The sequence below is a fragment of the Pseudonocardia halophobica genome (assembly GCF_027922425.1).
Taxonomy (GTDB): domain Bacteria; phylum Actinomycetota; class Actinomycetes; order Mycobacteriales; family Pseudonocardiaceae; genus Pseudonocardia; species Pseudonocardia halophobica.
Genome location: NZ_BSFQ01000011.1, coordinates 44,767 through 66,382 on the forward strand (window position 1 = coordinate 44,767; position 21,616 = coordinate 66,382).

Sequence of the window (21,616 nt, forward strand, 5' to 3'; positions counted from 1 at the left end):
GCAGCATGTTCTCGACAGTTCTGGTGGCCAACCGCGGGGAGATCGCGGTCCGTGTCATCCGCACCCTGCGCGCCCTCGGCATCCGCTCCGTGGCGGTGTACTCCGACGCCGACGCGGGCGCCCCGCACGTGGCCGCCGCCGACGTCGCGGTGCGGCTCGGTCCGGCGGCGGCGTCGGAGTCCTATCTGGCGATCGACACGGTGATCGAGGCGGCGAAGGCCACCGGGGCGGAGGCGATCCACCCCGGCTACGGCTTCCTGAGCGAGAACACCGCGTTCGCCGCGGCCTGCGAGGCGGCCGGGATCGTGTTCGTCGGCCCGCCGTCGTCGGCGATCGAGGCGATGGGCGACAAGATCCGCGCCAAGCAGACCGTGGCCAAGGCGGGCGTGCCGGTGGTCCCGGGCTCGGACGGCGTCGGCCTGTCCGACGCCGACCTGGCCCTGGCCGTGGAGCAGGTCGGGTTCCCGGTGCTGCTCAAGCCCTCCGCCGGGGGCGGCGGGAAGGGCATGCGCGAGGTCCACCGCGCCGAGGACCTGACGGACGCGATCGCCTCCGCGCGCCGCGAGGCGCGCGGCTCGTTCGGCGACGACACCCTGCTGGTCGAGCGGCTGATCACCACCCCGCGGCACATCGAGATCCAGGTGCTGGCCGACACGCACGGCAACGTGGTGCACCTGGGCGAGCGGGAGTGCTCGCTGCAGCGCCGGCACCAGAAGATCGTCGAGGAGGCGCCCTCGCCGCTGCTCACCCCCGCGCAGCGCGAGGCGATGGGCCAGGCGGCCTGCGAGGCCGCCCGCGCGTGCGGGTACGTCGGCGCGGGCACCGTGGAGTTCATCGTCGCCGGCGACCGGCCGGACCAGTGGTTCTTCATGGAGATGAACACCCGGCTGCAGGTCGAGCACCCGGTGACCGAGGAGGTCTACGGGGTCGACCTGGTCGAGGCGCAGCTGCGGGTGGCCGCCGGGGAGACGGCGCCGTGGCCGGCCGAGCTCACCCCGCGCGGGCACGCGATCGAGGTCCGGTTGTACGCCGAGGACCCGGCGTCGGGGTTCCTGCCCACCGGCGGGCGGATCCTGGCCCTGCGCGAGCCGCGGAGCGTCCGGGTGGACTCCGGCGTGGCCGAGGGCGGGGTCGTCGGCTCGGACTACGACCCGATGCTGTCGAAGATCATCGCGTCCGGCACCGACCGGGCCGAGGCGCTGCGCAAGCTCGACGCCGCGCTCGGCGAGACCGTGCTGCTCGGGCTGGGCACCAACATCGGGTTCCTGCGCGCGCTGCTGGCCGACCCGGACGTCCGCGCCGGGGACCTGGACACCGGGCTGGTCGGGCGTCGTCTCGAGGCGTTGACCACCCACGACCTGCCGGCCGACGTCGTCGGGGTGGCGACGGGCCTGGCCCTGCTCGACCTGGAGCCGGGCGGGCCGGTGACCGACCCGTTCGACATCCCCGGTGGCTGGCGGATCGGCGAGGCGGCCTGGACGACCCGACGGCTGGTCGTCGCCGGTCACGAGCCGGTCGAGGTCCGCTCCCGCGGCCGCGCCGCCGACGCCGAACTGTCCGTCGACGGCGGCGAGCCCTTCCGCACGTCGACCCGGCTCACGGGCACCGGCGTCACGCACTCCCAGGCCGGCGTGACCAGGGAGTACGCCATTGCCCGGGACGAGTCCGGGGTGCACTGGATCGGACGCGACGGCCTGGTCTGGGCCGTGCGCGAGCAGGAGGCCCTCGAGGCCGCGGCCGAGGAGGCCGCCGCCGGGGCGGGCGGGCCCGTGCTCTCCCCGATGCCCGGCACCGTGACCGTCGTCGAGGTCACCGAGGGTCAGCAGGTCACGGCGGGTCAGACGCTCGTCGTGGTCGAGGCCATGAAGATGGAGCACGTGCTCACCGCGCCCGTCGACGGCACGGTCCGCGAGCTGCGCGCGCGCCCCGGCGGAACGGTCGCGAAGGACGCCGTCCTCCTCGTCGTCGAGGTGGACACAGAAGGAGACACCGATGGATCTTGAGCTGTCCGAGGAGCACGCGGCACTGCGGGCGACCGTCGAGGACTTCGCGCAGAAGGAGGTCGCCCCGGTCATCGGGGAGTTCTACGAGCGCGGCGAGTTCCCGTACGAGCTGGTGCGCAAGATGGGCGCGATGGGCCTGTTCGGCCTGCCGATCGCCGAGGAGCACGGCGGTATGGGCGGCGACTACTTCGCCCTCTGCCTCGCCCTGGAGGAGCTGGCGCGGGTCGACTCCTCCGTCGCGATCACCCTGGAGGCGGGCGTCTCGCTGGGCGCCATGCCGATCAGCCGGTTCGGCAGCGACGAGCAGAAGGCGAAGTGGCTGCCCCAGCTCGCCGCGGGCGAGAAGCTCGGCGCGTTCGGGCTGACCGAGCCCGGCGGCGGCTCCGACGCCGGCGCCACCCGCACCACCGCCAAGCTCGACGGCGACGAGTGGGTGATCAACGGGTCGAAGTGCTTCATCACCAACTCCGGCACGGACATCACCGAGATCGTCACCGTCACCGCGGTCACCGGTGAGCGGGACGGCAAGAAGGAGATCTCCGCGATCGTCGTGCCGTCCGGGACGCCCGGGTTCACGGTGAGCGAGAAGTACTCGAAGGTCGGCTGGTCGGCGTCGGACACCCGCGAGCTGTTCTTCGACGACGTCCGGGTGCCGGCGGAGAACCTGCTCGGCGAGCGCGGCCGCGGCTACGCCCAGTTCCTGTCCATCCTGGACGAGGGGCGGATCGCGATCGCCGCGCTGTCGGTCGGGCTGGCCCAGGGCTGCGTCGACGAGTCGCTGCGCTACGCCCACGAGCGCGAGGCCTTCGGTCACCCGATCGGCCACTACCAGGCGATCCAGTTCAAGATCGCCGACATGGAGGTCCGGGCGCACACCGCGCGGCTGGCCTACTACGCCGCCGCGGCGAAGATGCTGAAGGGCCAGCCCTTCAAGAAGGAGGCGGCCATCGCGAAGCTGGTGTCCTCCAACGCCGCGATGGACAACGCCCGGGACGCCACGCAGATCTTCGGCGGCTACGGCTTCATGAACGAGTACCCGGTCGGCCGCTTCTACCGGGACGCCAAGATCCTGGAGATCGGCGAGGGGACCTCCGAGGTCCAGCGCATGTTGATCGCCCGGCACCTGGGTCTGTAGGCGCCCGTCCGGGACGCGGTAGGTTGCCCTCGCGCCGGGCTTGCAGCAAGGGCCCGGCGGACCGGGGGAGGAGCCGACGTGGCCAGCTGGACCGATCTGGTGTCCTACGTGCGGGTGCGGTACGAGGTGATGCGCTCGACCGACACCGAGCTGTGGTTCAACCTGCCGACCACGGAGGACCGCACCCAGCTGGTGGTCGTCCGCAGCGTGACGGGCGAGGACGACCTCCCGTGGGCGCAGATCGCCTCACCCGTCGGCAAGCTCGGCGACCTCGACCTGTCGACGCTGCTGGCGAAGGCGGGCGAGTCGGTGGTCGGCGGCGTCGCCTCGCAGGACGGGGTGGTGGTGTTCCGCCACTCCATCCCGCTGCACGAGGGCGAGGTCACGGCCTTCGACCGGCCCTTCCAGCTCGTCGTGAAGGTCGCGGACCAGCTCGAGGAGCTCCTCACCGGGCGGGACGAGCACTAGCTCAGCCCACGGGCAGCGGTTCCAGCGCCTGCTCGACGACGGTGCGCAGCCGGGCCAGCAGCTGATCGGCCTCGGCCCAGGTGAGGGCACCGGTGGCGACGCCGCCCCGGATCTCCTCCGCCACGGCCCGCGCGAAGCGGGTGGACCACTCGTGCCGCTGCTGCCCGTCCGTCATCGGCACAGTGTGACCTGTGTCATTGATCACCCCTGATCCGGGGGTCACTCGTGTCACGGCAGTCACTGCGGTCCCGTCGGCGACGTCGAGATGAACATGCGGTGCCGCCGAGGGGGCGTGCCGACGGCGCCGTGGTGACGGAGCGTGGTCAGCGGTCGTCGAGCAGGCCGGGGACCGAGGAGACCGAGCGCAGCTCGCTGAGCGTGGGGTGACCCTGGGCGAGCAGGGCGACGTCCGTGCCCTCGGCGGGGATCTCGTCGGGCTCGGAGATCGTGGTGAGCAGCGTGCCCGGCGCGCCCTCCACACCGGACTCGTGTTCCACCCGCACCTGCACGGAGCCGAAGTGGGCCAGCTCCGCCTCGCGCAGCGGGCCGATCTCGGCGGCCGGCCGGTCCGGGACGTTGAGCGAGAGCACCGTGCCGCGCGGGCGGGCGAGGAGGACCTCGAGCACCTCCGGCAGGAGCCCCACCACGGACTCCCAGTGCGCGCCGTCGCGGCCGCGCAGGCCGCAGTCCAGCGACGTCGCCAGGCCCGACCAGCCCTTGAGGGCGCCGGTGAGCACCGCCCCGACCGTGCCGGAGTGGATCACCGCGTGCCCGACGTTGGCGCCGACGTTGATCCCCGACAGCACGATGTCCGGCCGCGGGTCGAACCAGCCGTCGCCGGCGGCGTGCACGATGAACGCCGGGTGGGCCTCCACCGAGAAGGCCGGGACCTGCTCGAGCCCGGGCAGCACCTGCGGGTGCACCTTCACCCGCCGGCCCTCGGCCACGGCGAAGACGGACGCCCCCACGCCCGTCGAGTCGACGTGGGGCGCGGCGACGGTGACGTCGAAGCCCGCCGCGAGTGCGCCGCGGGCGAGGGCGTGGAGCCCGGGGGAGGCGATGCCGTCGTCGTTCGTGATCAGGGCGCGCACGGCACGACCCTAATTCAGCCGCCTGCCTCCGAGCGGGGCTCGCTGCGCCTAGTTGAGGTGGGCCAGCAGGGAGCGCGCGGTGCGGCGCAGGCGTTCCTCCCGCTCCGGCGGGTGCGTGCCGCCGGCCAGGTAGGCCGTGATCAGCCGGGCGCCCTCGTCCCAGCGGGCCTGGGTGCCGAGGACCTCGCCGAGCTCGACGAGCCGCTCCTCGTCCGGCCGCACCGCCAGCCGCATCCGCAGCACCCACTCGCGGTCCGCGGGGCCGCCGCGGGTCCGGTACACCGCCCGCAGGTTCTCCAGCATCCGCACGAGGATGTCCCGGGTCGACGTACGGGGCAGCATGTCCGGGCCGAAGGGCGCGGCCGACCCCGTGACGGCCCGGAACCGCTCCTCGCAGCCGGCGCGGTCCAGCCGGCGGCCGCCGTCGAACACGTCGAGGTACTGCTCGGTGTCGGCCACCCGCACCAGGAAGTGCCCCGGCATCCCGATCCCTTCCAGCCGGATCCCGGCCCGGCGCGCCACCTCGATCGCGACCACGGACAGCGTGATCGGGATCCCGGTGCGGCGGGCCAGCACCTGCGGCAGCAGCGAGTTGCGCGGGTCGGTGTAGTCGGTGCTGTTGCCGGTGAAGCCCTCCTCGACGAAGAGCCGCCGCACCAGGCCGGGCACGGAGTCGACGCCGTCGGCCAGCCGGTCCAGCTCGGCGAGCCAGGGAGCGGGGTCGAGGTCCGGGTCGGCGCCGGCGGCCAGGGCGAGTGCGGCCTCGTCGAGCGCCGGTTCGGCCCGGGCGACGAGTGCGACGAACCGGGCCACCGGCCCGTCCTGCTCCACGGCTCAGCCCGCCCCGCCGTGGGGCTCGACGAGCAGCCGGACGGTGGTGCCGGTCGCGTCGCTCCAGACCTGCAGGACGTCGCTGAGCTCGGAGGCGAGCCAGAGCCCGCGCCCGCGTGCGCCCGCCGCGGGCGGCGCCACGATGCCGGGGAACGGCACGGCCATGCGGCCGACGTCGTGCACCTCGGCGACCAGGCCGTTGCGCGTCCACAGCCGCAGCCGGCCGCGCCCCGGTCCGTGCTCGACGCTGTTCGTGGCGATCTCGTTGACCGCGAGGACGAGGTCGGCGGTGCGCTCGGGGTCCAGACCGGCCGCCGGCGCGGTCCGGGCCACGAGCCGCCGGACGGCCGGGAGGGCGTCGATCGTGACGGGCAGCTCGGCCGCGGGCGGGCCCAGGTCCGGCGGGGGCGGCGGGGGGTAGTCGGCCAGGAGCTCCACCGGGTCGCGCACCCCGGCCGTCGGCAGGCTCTCCCCACCGACGCGCAGCGCCGCGTGCGTGGCGCGGACCAGGTCGAGGTCACGGTCGGCGGGGCACGGGCAGAGCATGGTGACCGGCAGGCCGTCGAGGGCCACGTTGAGGGCCGCGTCGAGCCGGATCCAGTGCCCGCGCTCGACCCCGGGCAGGTCCAGGTGCTGGGCGATCACGGTGGTGCGCGCGTCGGGGTGCGGGTCGCGGCGGATCGCCCGCGCCCAGCGGCCGGCGACGGTGAAGGCCGGGACGCGGTGCACCTCGGCGGGCTCCCGCCACTCGATCCCGGACGCGGCGGACCCGAGCAGGGACTCGAGCGCGGCGCGGTTCGGACCGTCGAGGACGGCGACGACCCGGCCCCCCTTGCGGAGGGCATCGTCGACCGGCGCGTGCAGCTCACGGGCCAGGAGCGCGGGCTCGCGGTAGGGGACGCCCTCGTGGACCATCCCGTCGGGCCGCTCCCGGGCCGCCCCCTGGACCGTCCCCTGGTCCATGCCCTGCCCCACCCCCGGTCGACGGTTCGCCAGCGCAGAGTAGTGCGCAGGCACGGGGCACGCCGAACGGAGCAGTACCGGTCGCGGAGCGTGGGGGTACGGGCCCCGCAGCGGCTGCTACCTGGCCCGCGACAGCATCGTCGCGGCCGCGCCGCCGACGAGCAGCGGCAGGCCCGCGGCCAGCCACACCGCCGCGGAGCCGGGCAGGTCCGCCCGCGGTATTTCCTGCAGGTAACCGATGATCGCGGGGCGGACCGGGAATGGCCCGCGGCCGACGTGACCCGGAAGCGGCCCGATCATGGCTCGGACGGGTGGGTGATGTGACGTGGCCGACGGAACCGCAGGTGACCTGCGTGTCGGCCACGCCGGGTCGCGCTGCACGATCGGGTGCGATTCCGTGGCCGAACGGTCACGGATTGCGGTCGTCGAGCCTTTTCCGTCGATTCCGGAGAAAAACCTCGAACGCGCTCCGTCGTTGTGCGGCCGGAGTGTGATCGGCCCGTCGCCCGGCGGGGAGTGGCGATCCGCGGGTGGCGAGGAGGTGGGCCGGATGACGGCCGAGCTCACCGATCCCGCGCGCTCGCCGGACCCCGGCGCGTCCGCCGTGCACCTGCTCGACGTCGCCTCCGCCGAGGCGCTGATCCGCCGGCCGGCCCGGGAGGACCTGCCCGCCGCCGTCGGCTGGGGGGTGCTGGTGCTCCCGGTGTTCGGCGCCGACCCCGAGCTGAGCGTCGAGTTCACCGGCCGGCCGGACGCGGGACCCGACGGCGGGGAGTCCGAGGAGGACGCCCCCGCGGGCCCGCGCTGGCTCGCCTGTGCCGACCTGCGCCGGGTCCGGCACGACGTCGTCGCGGTGCGCGGGCTGCTGCGGGCCGGTCCCGCGCTGGCCGCCCCGGCCGAGGAGCCGCCGCCGCCCGAGGGTGCGGCGCACCGGGTGCAGGGTGTGTTCCGGATGCGGCCGATGCCGGGCCGGAAGATCGAGATCCGGCTGGCCGCGGCGCTCGCCCCGGCGGGCGGCGTCGAGCCGGGTGCGGGCGCCCCGGCGCGCCTCGAGCTGCGGGGCACCTTCGCCCGGTGACCCGGCCGGGCGGCCGCGGACGGGGTGCCGTGGGGTCGGCCACGGACGCCCGCCGGACCCTCTCCGATGTGGCAGGGTTGCGGGCGGAAACCAGGCAGGTACTGCACGCACTTCACGAGGTGGTTCGATGCGCGTCTTCAACGGTGTGGACGAGGTCCGCGAGGCCAAGGGCACCCGGCTCGGCGAGTCCGAGTGGGTCACGGTCGAGCAGAAGCACATCGACCAGTTCGCCGAGGCCACGGGCGACCACCAGTGGATCCACGTCGACGCGGCGAAGGCCGCCGAGGGCCCCTTCGGCAAGACCATCGCGCACGGCTTCCTCAGCCTGTCGCTGCTGCCGGTCCTGGTGAAGGACGTCTACTCGATCGAGGGCGTCCGGATGGGCATCAACTACGGCCTGAACAAGGTGCGGTTCACCGCGCCCGTGCCCGTGGACAGCAAGGTCCGCGGGGTCGTCGAGCTCGTCGACGTCGAGGACACCAAGGACGGCGCCGTCCAGCTGACCACCAAGGTCACGGTGGAGCTCGAGGGCTCGGAGCGGCCCGCGGTCGTCGCCGAGTGGCTGACCCGCCAGTACGTCTGAGCGGGAGAGGAGGGACGTCATGCGCGACGCGGTGATCTGCGAGCCGCTGCGGACCCCGGTGGGGGGTTTCGGCGGGTCGCTGCGGGACGTGCCGGTGAAGACGCTGGCGTCGACCGTGATCGCGGCGCTGATGGAGCGCACGGGCCTGCCGCCGGAGTCGGTCGACGACGTGCTGCTGGGCAACTGCTACCCCACGATGGACTCGCCGGCGATCGGCCGCGTGGCCGCGCTGGACGCGGGGCTGCCGGTCACGGCGTCGGGGCTGCAGATCGACCGGCGCTGCGGGTCGGGCCTGCAGGCGGTGCTCTACGCCGCGATGCAGGTGCAGACCGGGGCGAGTGAGGTGGTGCTGGCCGGCGGCGCGGAGTCGATGTCCAACGCGTCCTTCTACTCCACCGCGATGCGGTGGGGTGCCAAGGGCGGGCCGGGTGTGATGCTGCACGATTCGCTGGCCCGTGGCCGGGTCACCGCGGGTGGGGACCACTACCCGGTGCCGGGCGGGATGATCGAGACCGCGGAGAACCTGCGCAAGGAGTACTCGATCCCGCGCGAGGAGCAGGACGAGTTCGCGGTGCGGTCGCACCAGCGGGCGGCGGCGGCGCAGGCCGAGGGCCGGTTCGCCGACGAGATCGTCCCGGTCACGGTGAAGGGCCGGAAGGGCGACACCGTCGTCGAGGCCGACGAGCACATCCGTCCGGACTCGAGCGTGGAGACGCTGGCGAAGCTGCGCCCGATCATGGGCAAGCAGGACGCCGAGGCCACGGTCACGGCGGGCAACGCGTCGGGGCAGAACGACGGCGCCGCGATCTGCATCGTCACCTCGCCGGAGAAGGCCGCCGAGCTGGGCCTGCGCCCGCTGGTCAAGCTGGTGTCCTGGGGCGTGGGCGGGGTGCAGCCCAAGACCATGGGCATCGGCCCGGTCCCGGCCGTCGCGAAGGCCCTCGACCAGGCCGAGGTGGCGCTCAAGGACGTCGACCTGATCGAGCTGAACGAGGCGTTCGCCGCCCAGGTGCTGGCCTGCACCCGGGAGTGGGGCTTCACCCCGTCGGACTTCGACCGGATGAACGTCAACGGCTCCGGTATCTCGCTGGGGCACCCGGTCGGCGCGACCGGCGGCCGGATCCTGGCCACCCTGGCCCGGGAGATGGTCCGCCGGGACGCCCGCTTCGGGCTGGAGACGATGTGCATCGGCGGCGGGCAGGGCCTCGCCGCACTCTTCGAGCGCGTCTGAGGTGTCCGTGGGCCTCGACCCCCACAGCCCCGGCCCGCACGGGGTGGACGAGGCGGACGAGCTGGGCACCCAGCTCGTCCGCCTCATCCGGCTGGTCGACCGCGCCCAGGCGCAGCACCAGGTCGCGAACCCCGACGCGGTCGACCGCGCGGCGTACCTGCTGCTGGTGCACCTGGTGAAGGGCGGGCCGCGACGGACCGGCGCGCTCGCCGAGATGGTGCACTCCGACCCCTCGACCGTGAGCCGGCAGGTCGCGCAGCTCGTGCGGCTGGGCTACGTGGCGCGCACCCCGGACCCGGAGGACGGGCGCGCCTTCCTCGTCGCCGCGACGGCGGAGGGCGAGCGGGTGTTCGCGGAGAACCGGCGGCTCCGGAACGAGCGGATCGCCGCGATCATGGCCGACTGGACGCCGGAGGAGCGGGCCACGCTCACCCGGCTGCTCGGCCGCTTCACGACCGGCATGGAGGAGCAGTGGTCGCGGCCCTGAGGCCGCGACCCTCCCGTCCCCGTGCTCAGTGCTCGGCTCAGTGCTCGGCGGACTCGCCCTCGGCCGCCTCGGCCTCGGCGGCCAGGCGCGCCCGCTCCCACGAGGCCTTGATCTCGCGCTCGGCGTCGGCGCGGCCGACCCACGAGGCGCCCTCGACGCTCTTGCCCGGCTCGAGGGTCTTGTAGATCTCGAAGAAGTGCTGGATCTCCGCCCGGTCGAACTCGGGCAGGTGGTGGATGTCGCGCAGGTGCTCCTGGCGCGGGTCGTCGGCCGGGACGCAGAGGACCTTGTCGTCGCCGCCCTTCTCGTCCTTCATCCGGAACATGCCGATCGCGCGGGAGCGGATGAGGCAGCCCGGGAACGTCGGCTCCTGGACGAGCACCAGCGCGTCGAGCGGGTCCCCGTCCTCGCCGAGGGTGTCCTCGATGAAGCCGTAGTCCGCCGGGTACTGGGTGGCGGTGAACAGCGTCCGGTCGAGGCGGAGCCGGCCGCTCTTGTGGTCCACCTCGTACTTGTTCCGGCCGCCCTTGGGGATCTCGATGAGAACGTCGAAGTCCACGGGATGCTCCTTGTGGTCGGTCGTGCCTTCAGGTCGTGACTGGTGCAGGCCGCGACGGTGACGGCGCGGCGACTACCTCTAGTGTGGGGGACCGCGTCGCGCCGGTCGTGACCGGCCGGGGCCGGGGACCGCGCCCGGCGCCGCCGGTGTCAGCGGTCGGAGGGAGCGGTGGGCAGGTGGGACTGGGCCGCCGGATCGGCGACACCCTGAGGCTGCCGACGAAGCCGGGACGGATCGTCCTCGTGGTCCTCGTCGTCCTGGCGCTCGCCGCCGGCGCGGGTGGCGCGGTGGCCGTCCAGGCCCCGAATGTGCTGTCCGACCTGGGGCTCACCCGGGCGGCCCGGGCCGAGAAGGATCTCCCCGCCCCCGTCCCGGAGCTCACCGGGCTGCGCGCCGACGCACCCCTGCCGAGCTCCGCCGGACTGGGTTCGGTGCTCGACCCGCTCGCCTCGTCGAGCGCGCTCGGCGACTTCGCCGGTGTCGTCGTCGACCCGGCGGCGCAGGCCGGTGCCGGGTCCCCGACCGCACCGCTGTGGCAGCAATCACCGGAGGAGCCTCTCGTTCCGGGCAGTACCGGCAAGCTCCTGACGGCCGCGGCCACCCTGCTGACCCTCGACCCGACCGACCGGCTCGTCACCCGCGCCGTCGCCGGCGCCGAGCCGGGGCAGGTCGTGCTCGTCGGGGGCGGGGATCCGACGCTCACCGCGCTGCCCGAGGGCCGCACAGGCACCTACCCCGAGCCCGCCCGGCTCGACGACCTCGTCGCCGCCGTGCAGAAGGCGACGGCCGGGCAGAAGGTCACCTCGGTCGTGGTCGACACCAGCGCGTGGACCGGGCCGGTGCTCGCGCCCGGCTGGGACCCGGCGGACATCCCGGGCGGCAACGTCACGCCGATCGTGCCGCTGATGCTCGACGGCGGCCGGCTCGACCCGACGCTGCAGGACGGCCCGCGCACCACCACCCCGGCGGTCGACGCGGGTGAGGCGTTCGCGAAGAAGCTGGGCCTGTCGGCGTCGGCGGTCACCGAGGGCACCGCCCCGGCGAACGCGAAGCCGCTCGGCCAGGTCTACTCGGCGCCGGTGTCGTCGCTGGTCGAACACCTGATGACCAGCTCGGACAACGTCCTCGCCGAGACCCTGGCCCGGGACGTCGCGCTGAGCCGCAAGGCCGATCCCTCCTTCGCCGGCGCCTCCGAGCAGGTCCTGGCCGCGCTGTCCCAGTCCGGGTTCGACGTCACCGGCGCCCACATGGCCGACGGCAGCGGGCTCTCCACCGAGGACCGGGTGCCGCCGCGGTTGCTCGGCGCGATCCTGGCGGCCGCCGCCGCACCGACCGGGCCGGGCGAGGGCACCGAGTTCCTGCGCCCGATCGTCTCCGGGCTGCCCGTCGCGGGCGGCGACGGCACGCTCGACGACCGGTTCGCCACCGGCAGCGCCTCCGCGGGACGGGGCGTGGTGCGCGCCAAGACCGGCACCCTCACCGGGGTGAGCGCGCTGGCCGGCGTGGTCACGGACGTCGACGGCCGGCTGCTCGTCTTCGCGCTGATGTCCAACGGCCAGTCCCCGGCCACCGTGCGGCCGCGGCTCGACACCATGGCGGCCACGCTGAGCCGCTGCGGGTGCCGCTGACTCCCGCGTAGCGTGGCGGAGGTGAACGCCCCCACCGGTTCCGCCGGCGCCGACGTGTCGGCCCCCGACCCCGACACCGTGTCCGGCCTGCCCGTGAACTGGGGCCTGGCCCGGCGCACCGCCGCCCGCCTGGTCCCCGCCGGCCCGCCCGTGAGCGCCGCGGTCGCGACAGAGCTGGTCGAGCGGCTGCGCAAGGACGCGGCCGTGGCGGAGGGGCACGTCCGGGCCGTGACCCGGATGGGCGAGGGCCTGCCCCTGCTGCCCGCGGACGTCGTCGACCGGCCGGCGTGGGCCGCCGCGGCCGTCGACGGGATGGCCGAGCTCACCGCGGGCGCCCGGTTGCCGCGCACCGCCCGGGCCGCCCGCGCGGTGACCTCCACCACCTCCGGCCTCCAGATCGGCGGGGTGCTCGCCTTCGTCGGCGCCCGGGTGCTGGGCCAGTACGACCCGTTCGGCGGGCCGGCGAAGGACGGCCGGCTGCTGCTCGTCGCCCCGAACGTCTACGCCGCCCAGCAGGCCCTCGACGTCCCGTCCGAGGACTTCGGGCTGTGGGTCTGCCTGCACGAGGCCACGCACCGGCTGCAGTTCACCGCCGTGCCCTGGCTGCGCGAGCACTTCGCCGCCGAGGTCGGCCGCTTCCTCTCCATGAGCACGGCCAACGGCAGCGCCATGATCGAGCGGCTGCCGGAGGCGGTGCGGGCCTTCAAGGAGGCCAAGGGGGACTCGCTGGCGCTGGTCGAGCTGCTGCAGGGCCCCGAGCAGCGCGCGGTGCTGGACCGGCTGATCGCGCTCACCACGCTCCTGGAGGGGCACGCGGACCACGTCATGGACGCGGCCGGGCCCGAGGTCGTCCCCACCGTCGAGACGATCCGGGCGCGGTTCACCGTGCGCCGCCGCGGCGGCGGGATCGTCGACCGGGTGCTGCGCGCGCTCCTCGGCGTCGAGGCCAAGGTCAAGCAGTACGCCGTGGGCTCCGCGTTCACCACGCACGTGGTGGGCGCCGCCGGCATGGACGGCTTCAACAAGGTCTGGAACTCGCCGAACACGCTGCCCACGCGCGCGGAGCTCGCCGCCCCGGACCAGTGGCTCGCCCGCGTGGCGTGAAACCGCGCTATGGAACCATAACGCTCGATTCGCCGCCGTTTTTGCGCGTTATGGAACCATAATGCGAATTCTCGGGCGTGTTCAGCGCGTTATGGAGCCATAGTGCAGGCGATGGGCGAGGTCCGGCGGGCGGTGCGGGGGGCGCTCGGTCGGCTGCCCGACGACGTCCGCCGCGCCCCGCTGGTCGTGGGGTGCTCCGGCGGGGCGGACTCGCTGGCCCTGCTGCTCGCCGCGCACGCCGAGCGGCCGGGTGGCGTGGTCGCCGCGATCGTCGACCACCGGCTGCAGGAGGGGTCCACCGACCGTTCCGAGGCCCTCGCCGCGGCAGTGCGCGCACGGAGCATCGACGCCCGGGTGCACCCCGTGACCGTCGACGGTCCGGGCGGCACCGAGGCCGCCGCGCGCCGGGCCCGTTACGCCGCGCTGGCCGCCGCCCGCCCCCACCCCTGCTCGCCCGTCCTGCTCGGGCACACCCTCGACGACCAGGCCGAGACGGTGCTGCTCGGACTCGGCCGCGGCTCCGGGGCGCGGTCGCTCGCCGGCATGCGGGAGTGGGACGAGCCCTGGCTGCGCCCGCTGCTCGGCCTGCGCCGCGACCGGGTCCGCGCGGCCTGCGGCAGCGATCCCGTGCCCTGGGAGGACCCGCACAACACCGACCCGCGGTTCGTCCGGGCCCGGCTCCGGGCCGAGGCCCTCCCGCTGCTCGACGACGTGCTGGCCGGCGGGGTCGCCGAGGCCCTGGCCCGCACGGCCGCCCAGCTCCGCGAGGACGACGAGGCGCTCACCGCATGGGCGGACCGCGTGCGTGAAGCGGCGCGGGACGGGAACACCCTGCGTGTCGACGTCCTCGGGGAGGTCCCCGCCGCGGTCCGCAGGCGCGTGCTGCGCGCGTGGCTCCTCGAGTCGGGCGCGACCGCGGTCACCGACGCCCACCTCCGCGCCGCCGACGCCCTCGTCGGCGCGTGGCGCGGGCAGGGCGGGCCCCGGCTGCCCGGCGGGTTGGACGTCGTCCGCGAGCATGGAAGGCTCGTACCCGCACGGCCGGGCTGACCGCCCGCGCCCAGCAGAACGACCGCCGAGCGAGAGGGTCACACCCCGTGTACGACGAGGACATCGCGTCCGTCCTGGTCACCGAGCAGCAGATCGGCGAGAAGACCGCCGAGCTCGCCGAGCAGATCGGCAAGGACTACGCCGACGTCTGCGGTCCCGGCGGCCGTGACACCGACCTGTTGCTCGTCGGCGTCCTCAAGGGCGCCGTGATGTTCATGACCGACTTCGCCCGGGCCATGCCGCTGCCGGTGCAGCTGGAGTTCATGGCGGTCAGCTCCTACGGCTCGTCGACCTCGTCGTCGGGCGTGGTCCGGATCCTCAAGGACCTCGACCGCGACATCGCGGGCCGGCACGTGCTGATCGTCGAGGACATCATCGACTCCGGGCTCACGCTGTCGTGGCTGCTGAAGAACCTGGAGTCGCGGCAGCCCGCCTCGCTCGAGGTCGTCACGCTGCTGCGCAAGCCCGACGCGGTGAAGGTCGAGGTGCCCGTGAAGTACGTGGGCTTCGACATCCCCAACGAGTTCGTCGTGGGCTACGGGCTGGACTACGGCGAGCGCTACCGCGACCTGCCCTACATCGGCACGCTCGACCCGTCCGTCTACGCCTGACGGGCGCGGCTCAGGAGGCCGCGCCCACCGGCGGCCCGGCCGGCGGGGCGAGGTCCTCCACGGCCACGCCGGGCGGGGTCGAGGTGAACGGCGCGGTGCCGTCGACCAGCGAGAGGTCGCCCAGGTCGCCGTGGGCGTTGGCGTAGGCCAGCACCCGGGACAGGTCGGACACGCCGTTGCTGACCGGCAGCGGCGCGAGATTCAGCGTGGAGAGCAGGCCGATCGCGCGGCCGGAGGCGTCGAGGAACGCGCTGCCGGAGTCGCCCGGGACGCCCGGGCTGACCGTGTAGACGATGTGCCCCCAGCCGTCGCCGACGTCGCCGGCGCTGACGCCCGCCTTCGGGCTCACCGCGCTCACCCCGCCGCGGACCGGCGAGTTGCCGTAGCTGAAGGTCTGCGCGCCCTCCGGCAGCCCGCCCGTCGCGACGCCGGTGGGGCCGCCGAACCACGGCACCGTCGGGTTCGTGACGGCCACGGCCTCCGGCGGCAGCTTGACCAGCGCGAAGTCGTTGTAGGCGCAGGTGTTGGGGTCGGTCTCGCCGCGGCGCTGCATGGTGACCCAGGAGCTGTAGACCATCGTCCCGGTCGCGGTGAAGCCGCGGTCGCCCCGCACGGTCACCGCGGTGCCGGCGGGCATCGTGGCCGAGGTGCAGCCGTCCGTCTCGGAGGACTGGCCGGTGCCCGCGCAGTGCGCGGCCTGCCCGAGGTAGACCGAGCCGTCGCCGCCGCGGAACACGAAGTTGCTGGTGCAGGCGCCGCCGCCCTGGGTGGTGGTGCCGACGCCGGGGTGCACCGCCGCACCCTCCCGGGGCGCCCAGGTCGGCGCGGGCGCGGCCGCCGGGGCCGTCGGCGCGGGGCGCGCGCTCGCCGTGGAGGGGAGGAGCACGGCCGCTGCGGCGACCCCCGCCACCGCGGCGGCCACCGCCGCCCGCCGGGCCCACGAACCCGGCCCCCGAACGGCACCGCCCGACCCCACACGCATCCGCCACCCCTTGCTTCCCCGACGACCGTGACGACCGCCCGCCACGATTCGGCCCCGCGAGTACCCGCCGCCAGGGTCCAACGACACGTCCGGCGCCGGGATACCCCACCATCCCGTGAACGTCCGTCGCGAGCGGGGTGGCCGGTTCGGTGCGCGCCCGAGACGGCACCGAGACCTGTCGGCGCGGCTCCGGGCCCTGGGCCTGCGGGGACGCGCGGGAACACCACCCGGCCGTCGATCGTTGACCTGGCACGATCACCCCGCCGGCCCGCGCCCGGCGCGGTGGCGCGTCCTCGGCCGGCGGAAGCTATCCTGGCGGATCAGGCCGGTCGGCGCGTCGCCGCCAGCGCGGGACCGGAACGCACACTCGGGAAGGTGAAGGCCACCAGGGCCGAAGCTGCATGGACCGCAAGCGCCTGCTCCGCAACCCCTTGATCTGGATCCTCGTCGTGGTCCTGGTCTATTTCGCGTTCTCCGTGCTCTTCGACGACACCCGCGGCTACACGCAGGTCCCGACCTCGACGGCGCTGCAGCAGATCGACGCCCGGAACGTGGCCGACGCCACGATCGAGGACAAGGAGCAGCGGCTCCGCCTCGACCTGACCAGCCCGGTCGACGGCAGCACGAAGATCATCACGCAGTACCCGGCGGCGTCGTCGAACGCCGTGTTCACGAAGCTGCAGGACGCCGGGGTCGCGAACTACAACACGATCGTGCGGCAGGACTCGTTCCTGACCACGATGCTGATCTACCTGATCCCGCTGGGCCTCGTGCTCCTCGTCCTGTTCTGGATGATGAACAACGCCCAGGGCGGCGGGAACCGCGTCATGTCCTTCGGCAAGTCGAAGGCCAAGCAGCTGTCCAAGGACATGCCCAAGACCACCTTCGCCGACGTCGCCGGCGCGGACGAGGCGGTCGAGGAGCTCTACGAGATCAAGGACTTCCTGCAGAACCCGGGCCGCTACCAGGCGCTCGGCGCGAAGATCCCGAAGGGCGTGCTGCTCTACGGGCCGCCCGGCACCGGCAAGACGCTGCTGGCCCGCGCGGTCGCGGGCGAGGCGGGCGTACCGTTCTACACGATCTCCGGCTCGGACTTCGTCGAGATGTTCGTCGGTGTCGGCGCCTCCCGTGTGCGGGACCTGTTCGAGCAGGCCAAGCAGAACTCGCCCTGCATCATCTTCGTCGACGAGATCGACGCGGTCGGCCGCCAGCGCGGCGCCGGCCTCGGCGGCGGCCACGACGAGCGCGAGCAGACCCTGAACCAGCTCCTCGTCGAGATGGACGGGTTCGACGCGCGCGGCGGCATCATCCTCATCGCGGCCACCAACCGGCCGGACATCCTCGACCCCGCGCTGCTGCGCCCGGGCCGCTTCGACCGGCAGATCCCCGTGGGCGCGCCGGACCTGGCGGGCCGGCAGGCAATCCTGGCCGTGCACTCCAAGGGCAAGCCGTTCGCGAACGACGTCGACTTCCTGAGCCTGGCCAAGCGGACGGTCGGGATGTCCGGCGCCGACCTGGCGAACGTGATCAACGAGGCCGCGCTGCTCACCGCGCGGGAGAACGGCTCGCTGATCAACGGGGCCGCGCTGGAGGAGTCCGTCGACCGCGTCGTCGGCGGCCCGCGGCGCAAGGGCAAGATCATCTCCGAGCAGGAGAAGAAGATCACCGCCTACCACGAGGGCGGGCACGCGCTGGCGGCGTGGGCGATGCCGGACCTCGAGCCGGTCTACAAGCTCACGATCCTGCCCCGCGGCCGCACCGGCGGCCACGCGCTCGTCGTCCCCGAGGACGACAAGGGCCTGATGACGCGCTCCGAGATGATCGCCCGGCTGGTCTTCGCGATGGGCGGGCGCTCGGCGGAGGAGCTCGTGTTCCACGAGCCGACCACCGGCGCGTCGTCGGACATCGACCAGGCCACCAAGATCGCCCGCGCGATGGTGACCGAGTACGGCATGAGCGCCCGGCTCGGCGCGGTCCGCTACGGCCGCGAGCAGGGCGACCCGTTCCTCGGCCGCTCGATGGGCAACCAGGCGGACTACTCGCTCGAGGTCGCCCACGAGATCGACGAGGAGGTGCGCAAGCTCATCGAGGCCGCGCACACCGAGGCGTGGGAGATCCTCAACACCTACCGGGACGTCCTGGACAACCTGGTCGTCGAGCTCCTGGACAAGGAGACGCTGACCCGCCGGGACCTGGAGCGGATCTTCGGCGACGTCGAGAAGCGGCCGCGGATCACGGCGTTCAACGACTTCGGCGAGCGCACCCCGTCGGACAAGCCGCCGATCAAGACGCGCGCCGAGCTGGCCCGCGAGCGGGGCGAGATCTGGCCGCCGGAGACCGAGCGCGAGCCCGCTCCCGTCGGGTCGTACCCGGGCGGCGGCCACACCGTCCCGTCGCCGGGCCCGAACGGCGGCCCCGGCCCGCTGCCCGGCCCCGGCCCCAACGGCGGCGGCTACCCGGGCGGGTTCCCGGCCGAGCCGCCCGCGCACGGGGCGCAGGGCAACGGCGCGCACGCCCAGGGCAACGGCGCGGCCCACGGGGCGGGCAACGGCCACGGGCACGTCCCGCAGGCGGCCGGCGGTCAGCAGGACCGGCAGCCGCCCTACGCGGTCGCGCCGAACTACGGTGCCCCGCCGGACTGGCGCCCCGCGACCACTCCGGCCGGGCAGACCTGGCCGCCGCCGAACTGGGCCCCCCACCAGGGTGACCGGACGGCGCCGGGGCACGCATCGGGTTACGGTCGTGAGCAGGGGCAGGGCCAGCAGGCCTCCCCGGAGCAGCCGACGCAGCAGTTCGGGCAGGAGCCGCCCGCGCAGCGTCCGGCCGCTGAGGGTCCGGACGCGCCGGGCCCGCAGGGCCCCGACGCAGGGAGCAGGAACTGAGCACCGGAACCACCGACGGCGAGGCGCCGGCCTACACGGCGGCGGAGCGGCGGGCCGCGGCGGGCGTCGACCACGCACGCGCCGAGGCGGCGATCCGCGAGCTGCTGATCGCGCTCGGGGAGGACCCCGACCGCGAGGGCCTGCGGGACACCCCCGGCCGCGTCGCGCGCGCCTACGAGGAGATCTTCGCCGGGCTGTACGTCGACCCGGCGACGGTCCTCGAGCGGACGTTCGACGAGGGCCACGGCGAGCTCGTCCTCGTCAAGGACATCCCCCTGTACAGCACCTGCGAGCACCACCTCGTGCCCTTCCACGGGGTGGCGCACGTCGGGTACATCCCGTCGGTCGAGGGCCGGGTCACCGGGCTGTCGAAGATCGCCCGCGTGGTCGACCTCTACGCGAAGCGGCCGCAGGTGCAGGAGCGGCTGACCGGGCAGGTCGCCGACGCGCTGGTCCGCAAGCTGGACCCGCGGGGCGTGATCGTGGTGATCGACGCCGAGCACCTGTGCATGGCGATGCGCGGCATCCGCAAGCCGGGCTCGCGCACGACCACCTCCGCCGTCCGGGGGCTCTTCCAGACCTCCCCGTCCTCGCGCGCGGAGGCGCTGTCGCTGATCCGGGGCACGTGATGGCCGCCGGGCTGGACGGCCGCGTCCCGCATCCCGGCCGCTGCGTCGTGATGGGCATCCTCAACGTCACGCCGGACTCGTTCTCCGACGGCGGCCGCTACCTCGACCGGGAGCACGCCGTCGCCCACGGGGTCGCCATGCGCGACGCCGGGGCCGACCTCGTCGACGTCGGCGGGGAGTCCACGCGGCCCGGCGCGGGCCGGGTCGACGCCCCGACCGAGCGCGACCGGGTGGTCCCGGTGATCCGCGACCTGGTCGCCGAGGGTGTCCGGGTCAGCGTCGACACCACCCGCGCGTCCGTGGCCGTGGCCGCGGTCGAGGCCGGTGCGGTCGTGGTCAACGACGTGTCGGGCGGGCTGGCCGATCCGCGGATGGCCGCCGCGGTCGCGTCGCTGCGCGTGCCGTGGATCCTCATGCACTGGCGCGGGCACAGCGACCGGATGCAGGAGCTGGCGTCCTACGAGGACGTCATCGGCGAGGTGCGGCAGGAGCTCGTCGCCCGGGCGGACGCCGCGGTCATGGCCGGGGTGGACCCGGACCGGCTGATCCTCGACCCCGGGCTGGGCTTCGCGAAGACGGCCGCGCACAACTGGGCGCTGCTGCGCCGGCTGGACGTGCTGGTCGCGCTGGGCTTCCCGGTGCTGGTCGGGGCCTCGCGCAAGCGGTTCCTCGGGCAGCTGCTGGCCGACGCCGAGGGCAAGCTGCGCCCGCCGGCCGGCCGGGACGGGGCCACCGCCGCGATCAGCGCGCTCGCCGCGCACGTGGGGGCCTGGGGCGTCCGGGTGCACGACGTGGAGTCCACGATGGACGCCGTGGCCGTCAGCACCGCGTACCGGCTCGGCTCGTCGCGGGCCCGCACCGGGCCGTGGCTGGGGGAGCCGCCGGCATGAGCGCGCCGGACACGGACCGCATCGAGCTGCGCGGCCTGCGCGTGCGTGGCAACCACGGCGTGTTCGACCACGAGAAGCGGGACGGGCAGGACTTCGTCGTCGACGTCGTACTGTGGCTGGACCTGCGGGAGGCCGCCGCCACGGACGACCTCACGAAGACGGTGCACTACGGCGAGCTGGCCGAGCGGACCGCGGCGATCGTCGCGGGCGAACCGCGGGACCTCATCGAGACGGTGTCGGCCGAGATCGCCGACGCGGTCATGGAGGACGAGCGCGTACAGGCCGTCGAGGTCACCCTGCACAAGCCGAACGCCCCCATCCCGCTGGACTTCGCCGACGTCGCGGTGGTCGCCCGCCGCTCCCGGCAGGACGGCGGCCGGGGCCGGGTGATCCCGGCGTGAGCCGCGCGGTGCTGTCGCTGGGCTCCAACCTGGGGGACCGGTTCGCCCACCTCCGCGGGGCCGTCGCCGGCTTCGGCGCGGCGGTGGTCGCCGCGTCGCCGGTCTACGAGACGGCGCCGTGGGGTGGCGTGGAGCAGCCGGACTTCCTCAACGCGGTCCTGATCGTCGCGGACCCGGCCGTGGACCACTGGGGCTGGCTGCGCCGCGGGCAGGAGCTGGAGAAGGCCGCCGAGCGGGTCCGCGAGGTCCGGTGGGGCCCGCGCACGCTCGACGTCGACGTCGTCACCGTCGACGGGGTGAGCAGCGACGATCCCGAACTGCTGCTGCCGCACCCGGGCACGCCGGAGCGCGCGACGGTCCTGATCCCGTGGCTCGACGTGGAGCCCGACGCGGTGCTGCCGGGACACGGGCGCGTCGCCGACCTGCTCGCCGCGCTGCCCGCGGGCGAGGCGGACACGGTGCGGCCGCGGCCCGACCTGGTCCTGCGGTGAAGCCGATCCGGCACCGCGACCTGCTCGTCGCCTTCCTGGGCGCCGGGATCGTGGCGCACCTGGTCGTCAGCCTGACCTACGGCACGCTGCCGTCCTTCCCCGCGCCCGCCGGGGTCACGCTGGGCGTGCTCGGGCTCGCCGAGGCCGTCGCGGGGTGGATCCTCAAGGGCCGCGTTGAGCGGCGGTCCGGCAGCAAGCCCGTCGAGCCGCTGGTGGCGGCCCGGGCGGTGCTGGTGGCGCAGGCGTCGGCGGTCGGGGGCGCGCTCGTCGGCGGCCTGTGGGCCGGGCTGCTGGCGTACGTGCTGCCGCGGGCCTCCACGGTCACCGCGGCGGCGTCGGACACCACGGCGGCGGTCGTCGGGCTGCTGTGCGCGCTCGTGCTGGTCGGCGGCGCGCTCTGGCTGGAACGGTGCTGCCGCACGCCGGACGACCCGGACGAGCAGCGTCGCGACGGCGGATCCGGGGGCGGGGCGGCCACCCGGTAGGGCGCCCCGTGACGGCCGGTGGATGTCGGTGGCG

General features: G+C 74.6%; 24 protein-coding genes. 17 read left to right on the forward strand and 7 right to left on the reverse strand.

The window, feature by feature from the left end:
* Window positions 1-5: 5 nt before the first annotated feature.
* From PKE99_RS15075 to PKE99_RS15085, 3 genes are all read left to right on the forward strand, one after another.
* Window positions 6-2,003: an acetyl/propionyl/methylcrotonyl-CoA carboxylase subunit alpha gene (locus PKE99_RS15075; RefSeq protein ID WP_037045214.1), complete on the forward strand. Its 1,998-nt coding sequence runs from the start codon at window positions 6-8 to the stop codon at window positions 2,001-2,003.
* On the forward strand, window positions 1,993-3,138 hold the full coding sequence (locus PKE99_RS15080) for an acyl-CoA dehydrogenase family protein (protein WP_037045215.1): 1,146 nt from the start codon (window positions 1,993-1,995) through the stop codon (window positions 3,136-3,138). The genes PKE99_RS15075 and PKE99_RS15080 overlap by 11 nt, the downstream gene beginning before the upstream one ends.
* 78 nt (window positions 3,139-3,216) lie before the next feature.
* Window positions 3,217-3,606: a hypothetical protein gene (locus PKE99_RS15085; protein ID WP_037045218.1), complete on the forward strand. Its 390-nt coding sequence runs from the start codon at window positions 3,217-3,219 to the stop codon at window positions 3,604-3,606.
* 1 nt (window position 3,607) lies between these two features.
* Here PKE99_RS15085 and PKE99_RS15090 read toward each other — a convergent pair whose 3' ends face one another.
* The 5 genes from PKE99_RS15090 to PKE99_RS15110 form a co-directional block, all read right to left on the reverse strand.
* Window positions 3,608-3,781 (reverse strand): hypothetical protein, encoded by a 174-nt coding sequence (locus PKE99_RS15090; protein WP_156067544.1) that lies wholly within the window; start codon window positions 3,779-3,781, stop codon window positions 3,608-3,610.
* A 148-nt stretch (window positions 3,782-3,929) separates the two neighbouring features.
* Window positions 3,930-4,697, reverse strand: a complete 768-nt coding sequence (surE, locus tag PKE99_RS15095; protein ID WP_037045221.1) for a 5'/3'-nucleotidase SurE — start codon at window positions 4,695-4,697, stop codon at window positions 3,930-3,932.
* Window positions 4,698-4,745: 48 nt separating this feature from the next.
* Window positions 4,746-5,510, reverse strand: coding sequence for a SirB1 family protein (locus PKE99_RS15100; RefSeq protein WP_197040602.1), 765 nt, complete (start codon window positions 5,508-5,510; stop codon window positions 4,746-4,748).
* A gap of 21 nt (window positions 5,511-5,531) precedes the next feature.
* On the reverse strand, window positions 5,532-6,491 hold the full coding sequence (locus PKE99_RS15105) for an ATP-binding protein (protein ID WP_156067546.1): 960 nt from the start codon (window positions 6,489-6,491) through the stop codon (window positions 5,532-5,534).
* A 117-nt stretch (window positions 6,492-6,608) separates the two neighbouring features.
* Window positions 6,609-6,791 carry a hypothetical protein gene (locus tag PKE99_RS15110; protein WP_037045222.1) on the reverse strand — a complete coding sequence of 61 codons (183 nt, stop codon included), beginning with the start codon at window positions 6,789-6,791 and terminating at the stop codon, window positions 6,609-6,611.
* A 250-nt stretch (window positions 6,792-7,041) separates the two neighbouring features.
* On the opposite strand from PKE99_RS15110, the gene PKE99_RS15115 reads away from it, so the two are divergent.
* The 4 genes from PKE99_RS15115 to PKE99_RS15130 all read left to right on the forward strand — a co-directional run bounded on the left by PKE99_RS15115 (window position 7,042) and on the right by PKE99_RS15130 (window position 9,870).
* A complete protein-coding gene (locus PKE99_RS15115; protein ID WP_037045223.1) occupies window positions 7,042-7,569 on the forward strand; it encodes a hypothetical protein in 528 nt (175 codons plus the stop codon).
* A gap of 127 nt (window positions 7,570-7,696) precedes the next feature.
* Window positions 7,697-8,152 (forward strand): MaoC family dehydratase, encoded by a 456-nt coding sequence (locus tag PKE99_RS15120; protein ID WP_037045224.1) that lies wholly within the window; start codon window positions 7,697-7,699, stop codon window positions 8,150-8,152.
* Between the two features lie 19 nt (window positions 8,153-8,171).
* On the forward strand, window positions 8,172-9,383 hold the full coding sequence (locus tag PKE99_RS15125; protein WP_037045225.1) for an acetyl-CoA C-acetyltransferase: 1,212 nt from the start codon (window positions 8,172-8,174) through the stop codon (window positions 9,381-9,383).
* A 7-nt stretch (window positions 9,384-9,390) separates the two neighbouring features.
* The gene (locus PKE99_RS15130; protein WP_231498190.1) at window positions 9,391-9,870 is read left to right on the forward strand and encodes a MarR family winged helix-turn-helix transcriptional regulator; all 480 of its coding nucleotides are present in this window, start codon (window positions 9,391-9,393) and stop codon (window positions 9,868-9,870) included.
* A gap of 37 nt (window positions 9,871-9,907) precedes the next feature.
* Here the strand turns inward: PKE99_RS15130 and PKE99_RS15135 are convergent, their stop codons facing one another.
* Window positions 9,908-10,429: an inorganic diphosphatase gene (locus PKE99_RS15135; protein ID WP_037045228.1), complete on the reverse strand. Its 522-nt coding sequence runs from the start codon at window positions 10,427-10,429 to the stop codon at window positions 9,908-9,910.
* A 176-nt stretch (window positions 10,430-10,605) separates the two neighbouring features.
* Here PKE99_RS15135 and dacB point away from each other — a divergent pair, with 176 nt between their 5' ends.
* The 4 genes from dacB to hpt all read left to right on the forward strand — a co-directional run bounded on the left by dacB (window position 10,606) and on the right by hpt (window position 14,822).
* On the forward strand, window positions 10,606-12,057 hold the full coding sequence (gene dacB, locus PKE99_RS15140; protein WP_051737347.1) for a D-alanyl-D-alanine carboxypeptidase/D-alanyl-D-alanine endopeptidase: 1,452 nt from the start codon (window positions 10,606-10,608) through the stop codon (window positions 12,055-12,057).
* 54 nt (window positions 12,058-12,111) lie between these two features.
* The gene (locus PKE99_RS15145) at window positions 12,112-13,161 is read left to right on the forward strand and encodes a zinc-dependent metalloprotease (RefSeq protein WP_081924109.1); all 1,050 of its coding nucleotides are present in this window, start codon (window positions 12,112-12,114) and stop codon (window positions 13,159-13,161) included.
* A gap of 111 nt (window positions 13,162-13,272) precedes the next feature.
* On the forward strand, window positions 13,273-14,211 hold the full coding sequence (gene tilS, locus PKE99_RS15150; protein WP_037045398.1) for a tRNA lysidine(34) synthetase TilS: 939 nt from the start codon (window positions 13,273-13,275) through the stop codon (window positions 14,209-14,211).
* Window positions 14,212-14,258: 47 nt separating this feature from the next.
* Entirely contained in the window at window positions 14,259-14,822 is a 564-nt protein-coding gene (gene hpt, locus PKE99_RS15155) for a hypoxanthine phosphoribosyltransferase (protein WP_037045230.1), read from the forward strand.
* 10 nt (window positions 14,823-14,832) lie between these two features.
* Here the strand turns inward: hpt and PKE99_RS15160 are convergent, their stop codons facing one another.
* Entirely contained in the window at window positions 14,833-15,804 is a 972-nt protein-coding gene (locus tag PKE99_RS15160) for a hypothetical protein (protein WP_037045232.1), read from the reverse strand.
* A gap of 401 nt (window positions 15,805-16,205) precedes the next feature.
* On the opposite strand from PKE99_RS15160, the gene ftsH reads away from it, so the two are divergent.
* From ftsH to PKE99_RS15190, 6 genes are read left to right on the forward strand one after another with little or no spacing between them, the layout of a single operon-like run.
* Window positions 16,206-18,686 (forward strand): ATP-dependent zinc metalloprotease FtsH, encoded by a 2,481-nt coding sequence (gene ftsH, locus PKE99_RS15165; protein ID WP_037045233.1) that lies wholly within the window; start codon window positions 16,206-16,208, stop codon window positions 18,684-18,686.
* Entirely contained in the window at window positions 18,683-19,315 is a 633-nt protein-coding gene (gene folE / locus PKE99_RS15170) for a GTP cyclohydrolase I FolE (protein WP_081924092.1), read from the forward strand. The genes ftsH and folE overlap by 4 nt, the downstream gene beginning before the upstream one ends.
* Complete coding sequence (gene folP / locus PKE99_RS15175) at window positions 19,315-20,205, forward strand: dihydropteroate synthase (protein ID WP_051737348.1); 891 nt, start codon at window positions 19,315-19,317, stop codon at window positions 20,203-20,205. The genes folE and folP overlap by 1 nt, the downstream gene beginning before the upstream one ends.
* A complete protein-coding gene (gene folB, locus PKE99_RS15180; protein WP_037045237.1) occupies window positions 20,202-20,606 on the forward strand; it encodes a dihydroneopterin aldolase in 405 nt (134 codons plus the stop codon). Before folP ends, folB begins: the two co-directional genes overlap by 4 nt.
* Window positions 20,603-21,097, forward strand: coding sequence for a 2-amino-4-hydroxy-6-hydroxymethyldihydropteridine diphosphokinase (gene folK / locus PKE99_RS15185; RefSeq protein ID WP_037045239.1), 495 nt, complete (start codon window positions 20,603-20,605; stop codon window positions 21,095-21,097). Before folB ends, folK begins: the two co-directional genes overlap by 4 nt.
* The gene (locus PKE99_RS15190; protein WP_037045240.1) at window positions 21,094-21,582 is read left to right on the forward strand and encodes a DUF3180 domain-containing protein; all 489 of its coding nucleotides are present in this window, start codon (window positions 21,094-21,096) and stop codon (window positions 21,580-21,582) included. Before folK ends, PKE99_RS15190 begins: the two co-directional genes overlap by 4 nt.
* Window positions 21,583-21,616 lie beyond the last annotated feature (34 nt).

Coding starts and splice junctions, on each gene's coding strand:
- folB (WP_037045237.1), top strand. CDS start 20,202: ATGAGCGCGCCGGACACGGACCGCATCGAGCTGCGCGGCCTGCGCGTG.
- PKE99_RS15110 (WP_037045222.1), bottom strand. CDS start 6,791: ATGATCGGGCCGCTTCCGGGTCACGTCGGCCGCGGGCCATTCCCGGTC.
- PKE99_RS15090 (WP_156067544.1), bottom strand. CDS start 3,781: ATGACGGACGGGCAGCAGCGGCACGAGTGGTCCACCCGCTTCGCGCGG.
- PKE99_RS15115 (WP_037045223.1), top strand. CDS start 7,042: ATGACGGCCGAGCTCACCGATCCCGCGCGCTCGCCGGACCCCGGCGCG.
- PKE99_RS15080 (WP_037045215.1), top strand. CDS start 1,993: ATGGATCTTGAGCTGTCCGAGGAGCACGCGGCACTGCGGGCGACCGTC.
- PKE99_RS15125 (WP_037045225.1), top strand. CDS start 8,172: ATGCGCGACGCGGTGATCTGCGAGCCGCTGCGGACCCCGGTGGGGGGT.
- PKE99_RS15160 (WP_037045232.1), bottom strand. CDS start 15,804: ATGCGTGTGGGGTCGGGCGGTGCCGTTCGGGGGCCGGGTTCGTGGGCC.
- tilS (WP_037045398.1), top strand. CDS start 13,273: ATGGGCGAGGTCCGGCGGGCGGTGCGGGGGGCGCTCGGTCGGCTGCCC.
- folP (WP_051737348.1), top strand. CDS start 19,315: ATGGCCGCCGGGCTGGACGGCCGCGTCCCGCATCCCGGCCGCTGCGTC.
- ftsH (WP_037045233.1), top strand. CDS start 16,206: ATGGACCGCAAGCGCCTGCTCCGCAACCCCTTGATCTGGATCCTCGTC.
- PKE99_RS15120 (WP_037045224.1), top strand. CDS start 7,697: ATGCGCGTCTTCAACGGTGTGGACGAGGTCCGCGAGGCCAAGGGCACC.
- PKE99_RS15105 (WP_156067546.1), bottom strand. CDS start 6,491: ATGGACCAGGGGACGGTCCAGGGGGCGGCCCGGGAGCGGCCCGACGGG.
- PKE99_RS15075 (WP_037045214.1), top strand. CDS start 6: ATGTTCTCGACAGTTCTGGTGGCCAACCGCGGGGAGATCGCGGTCCGT.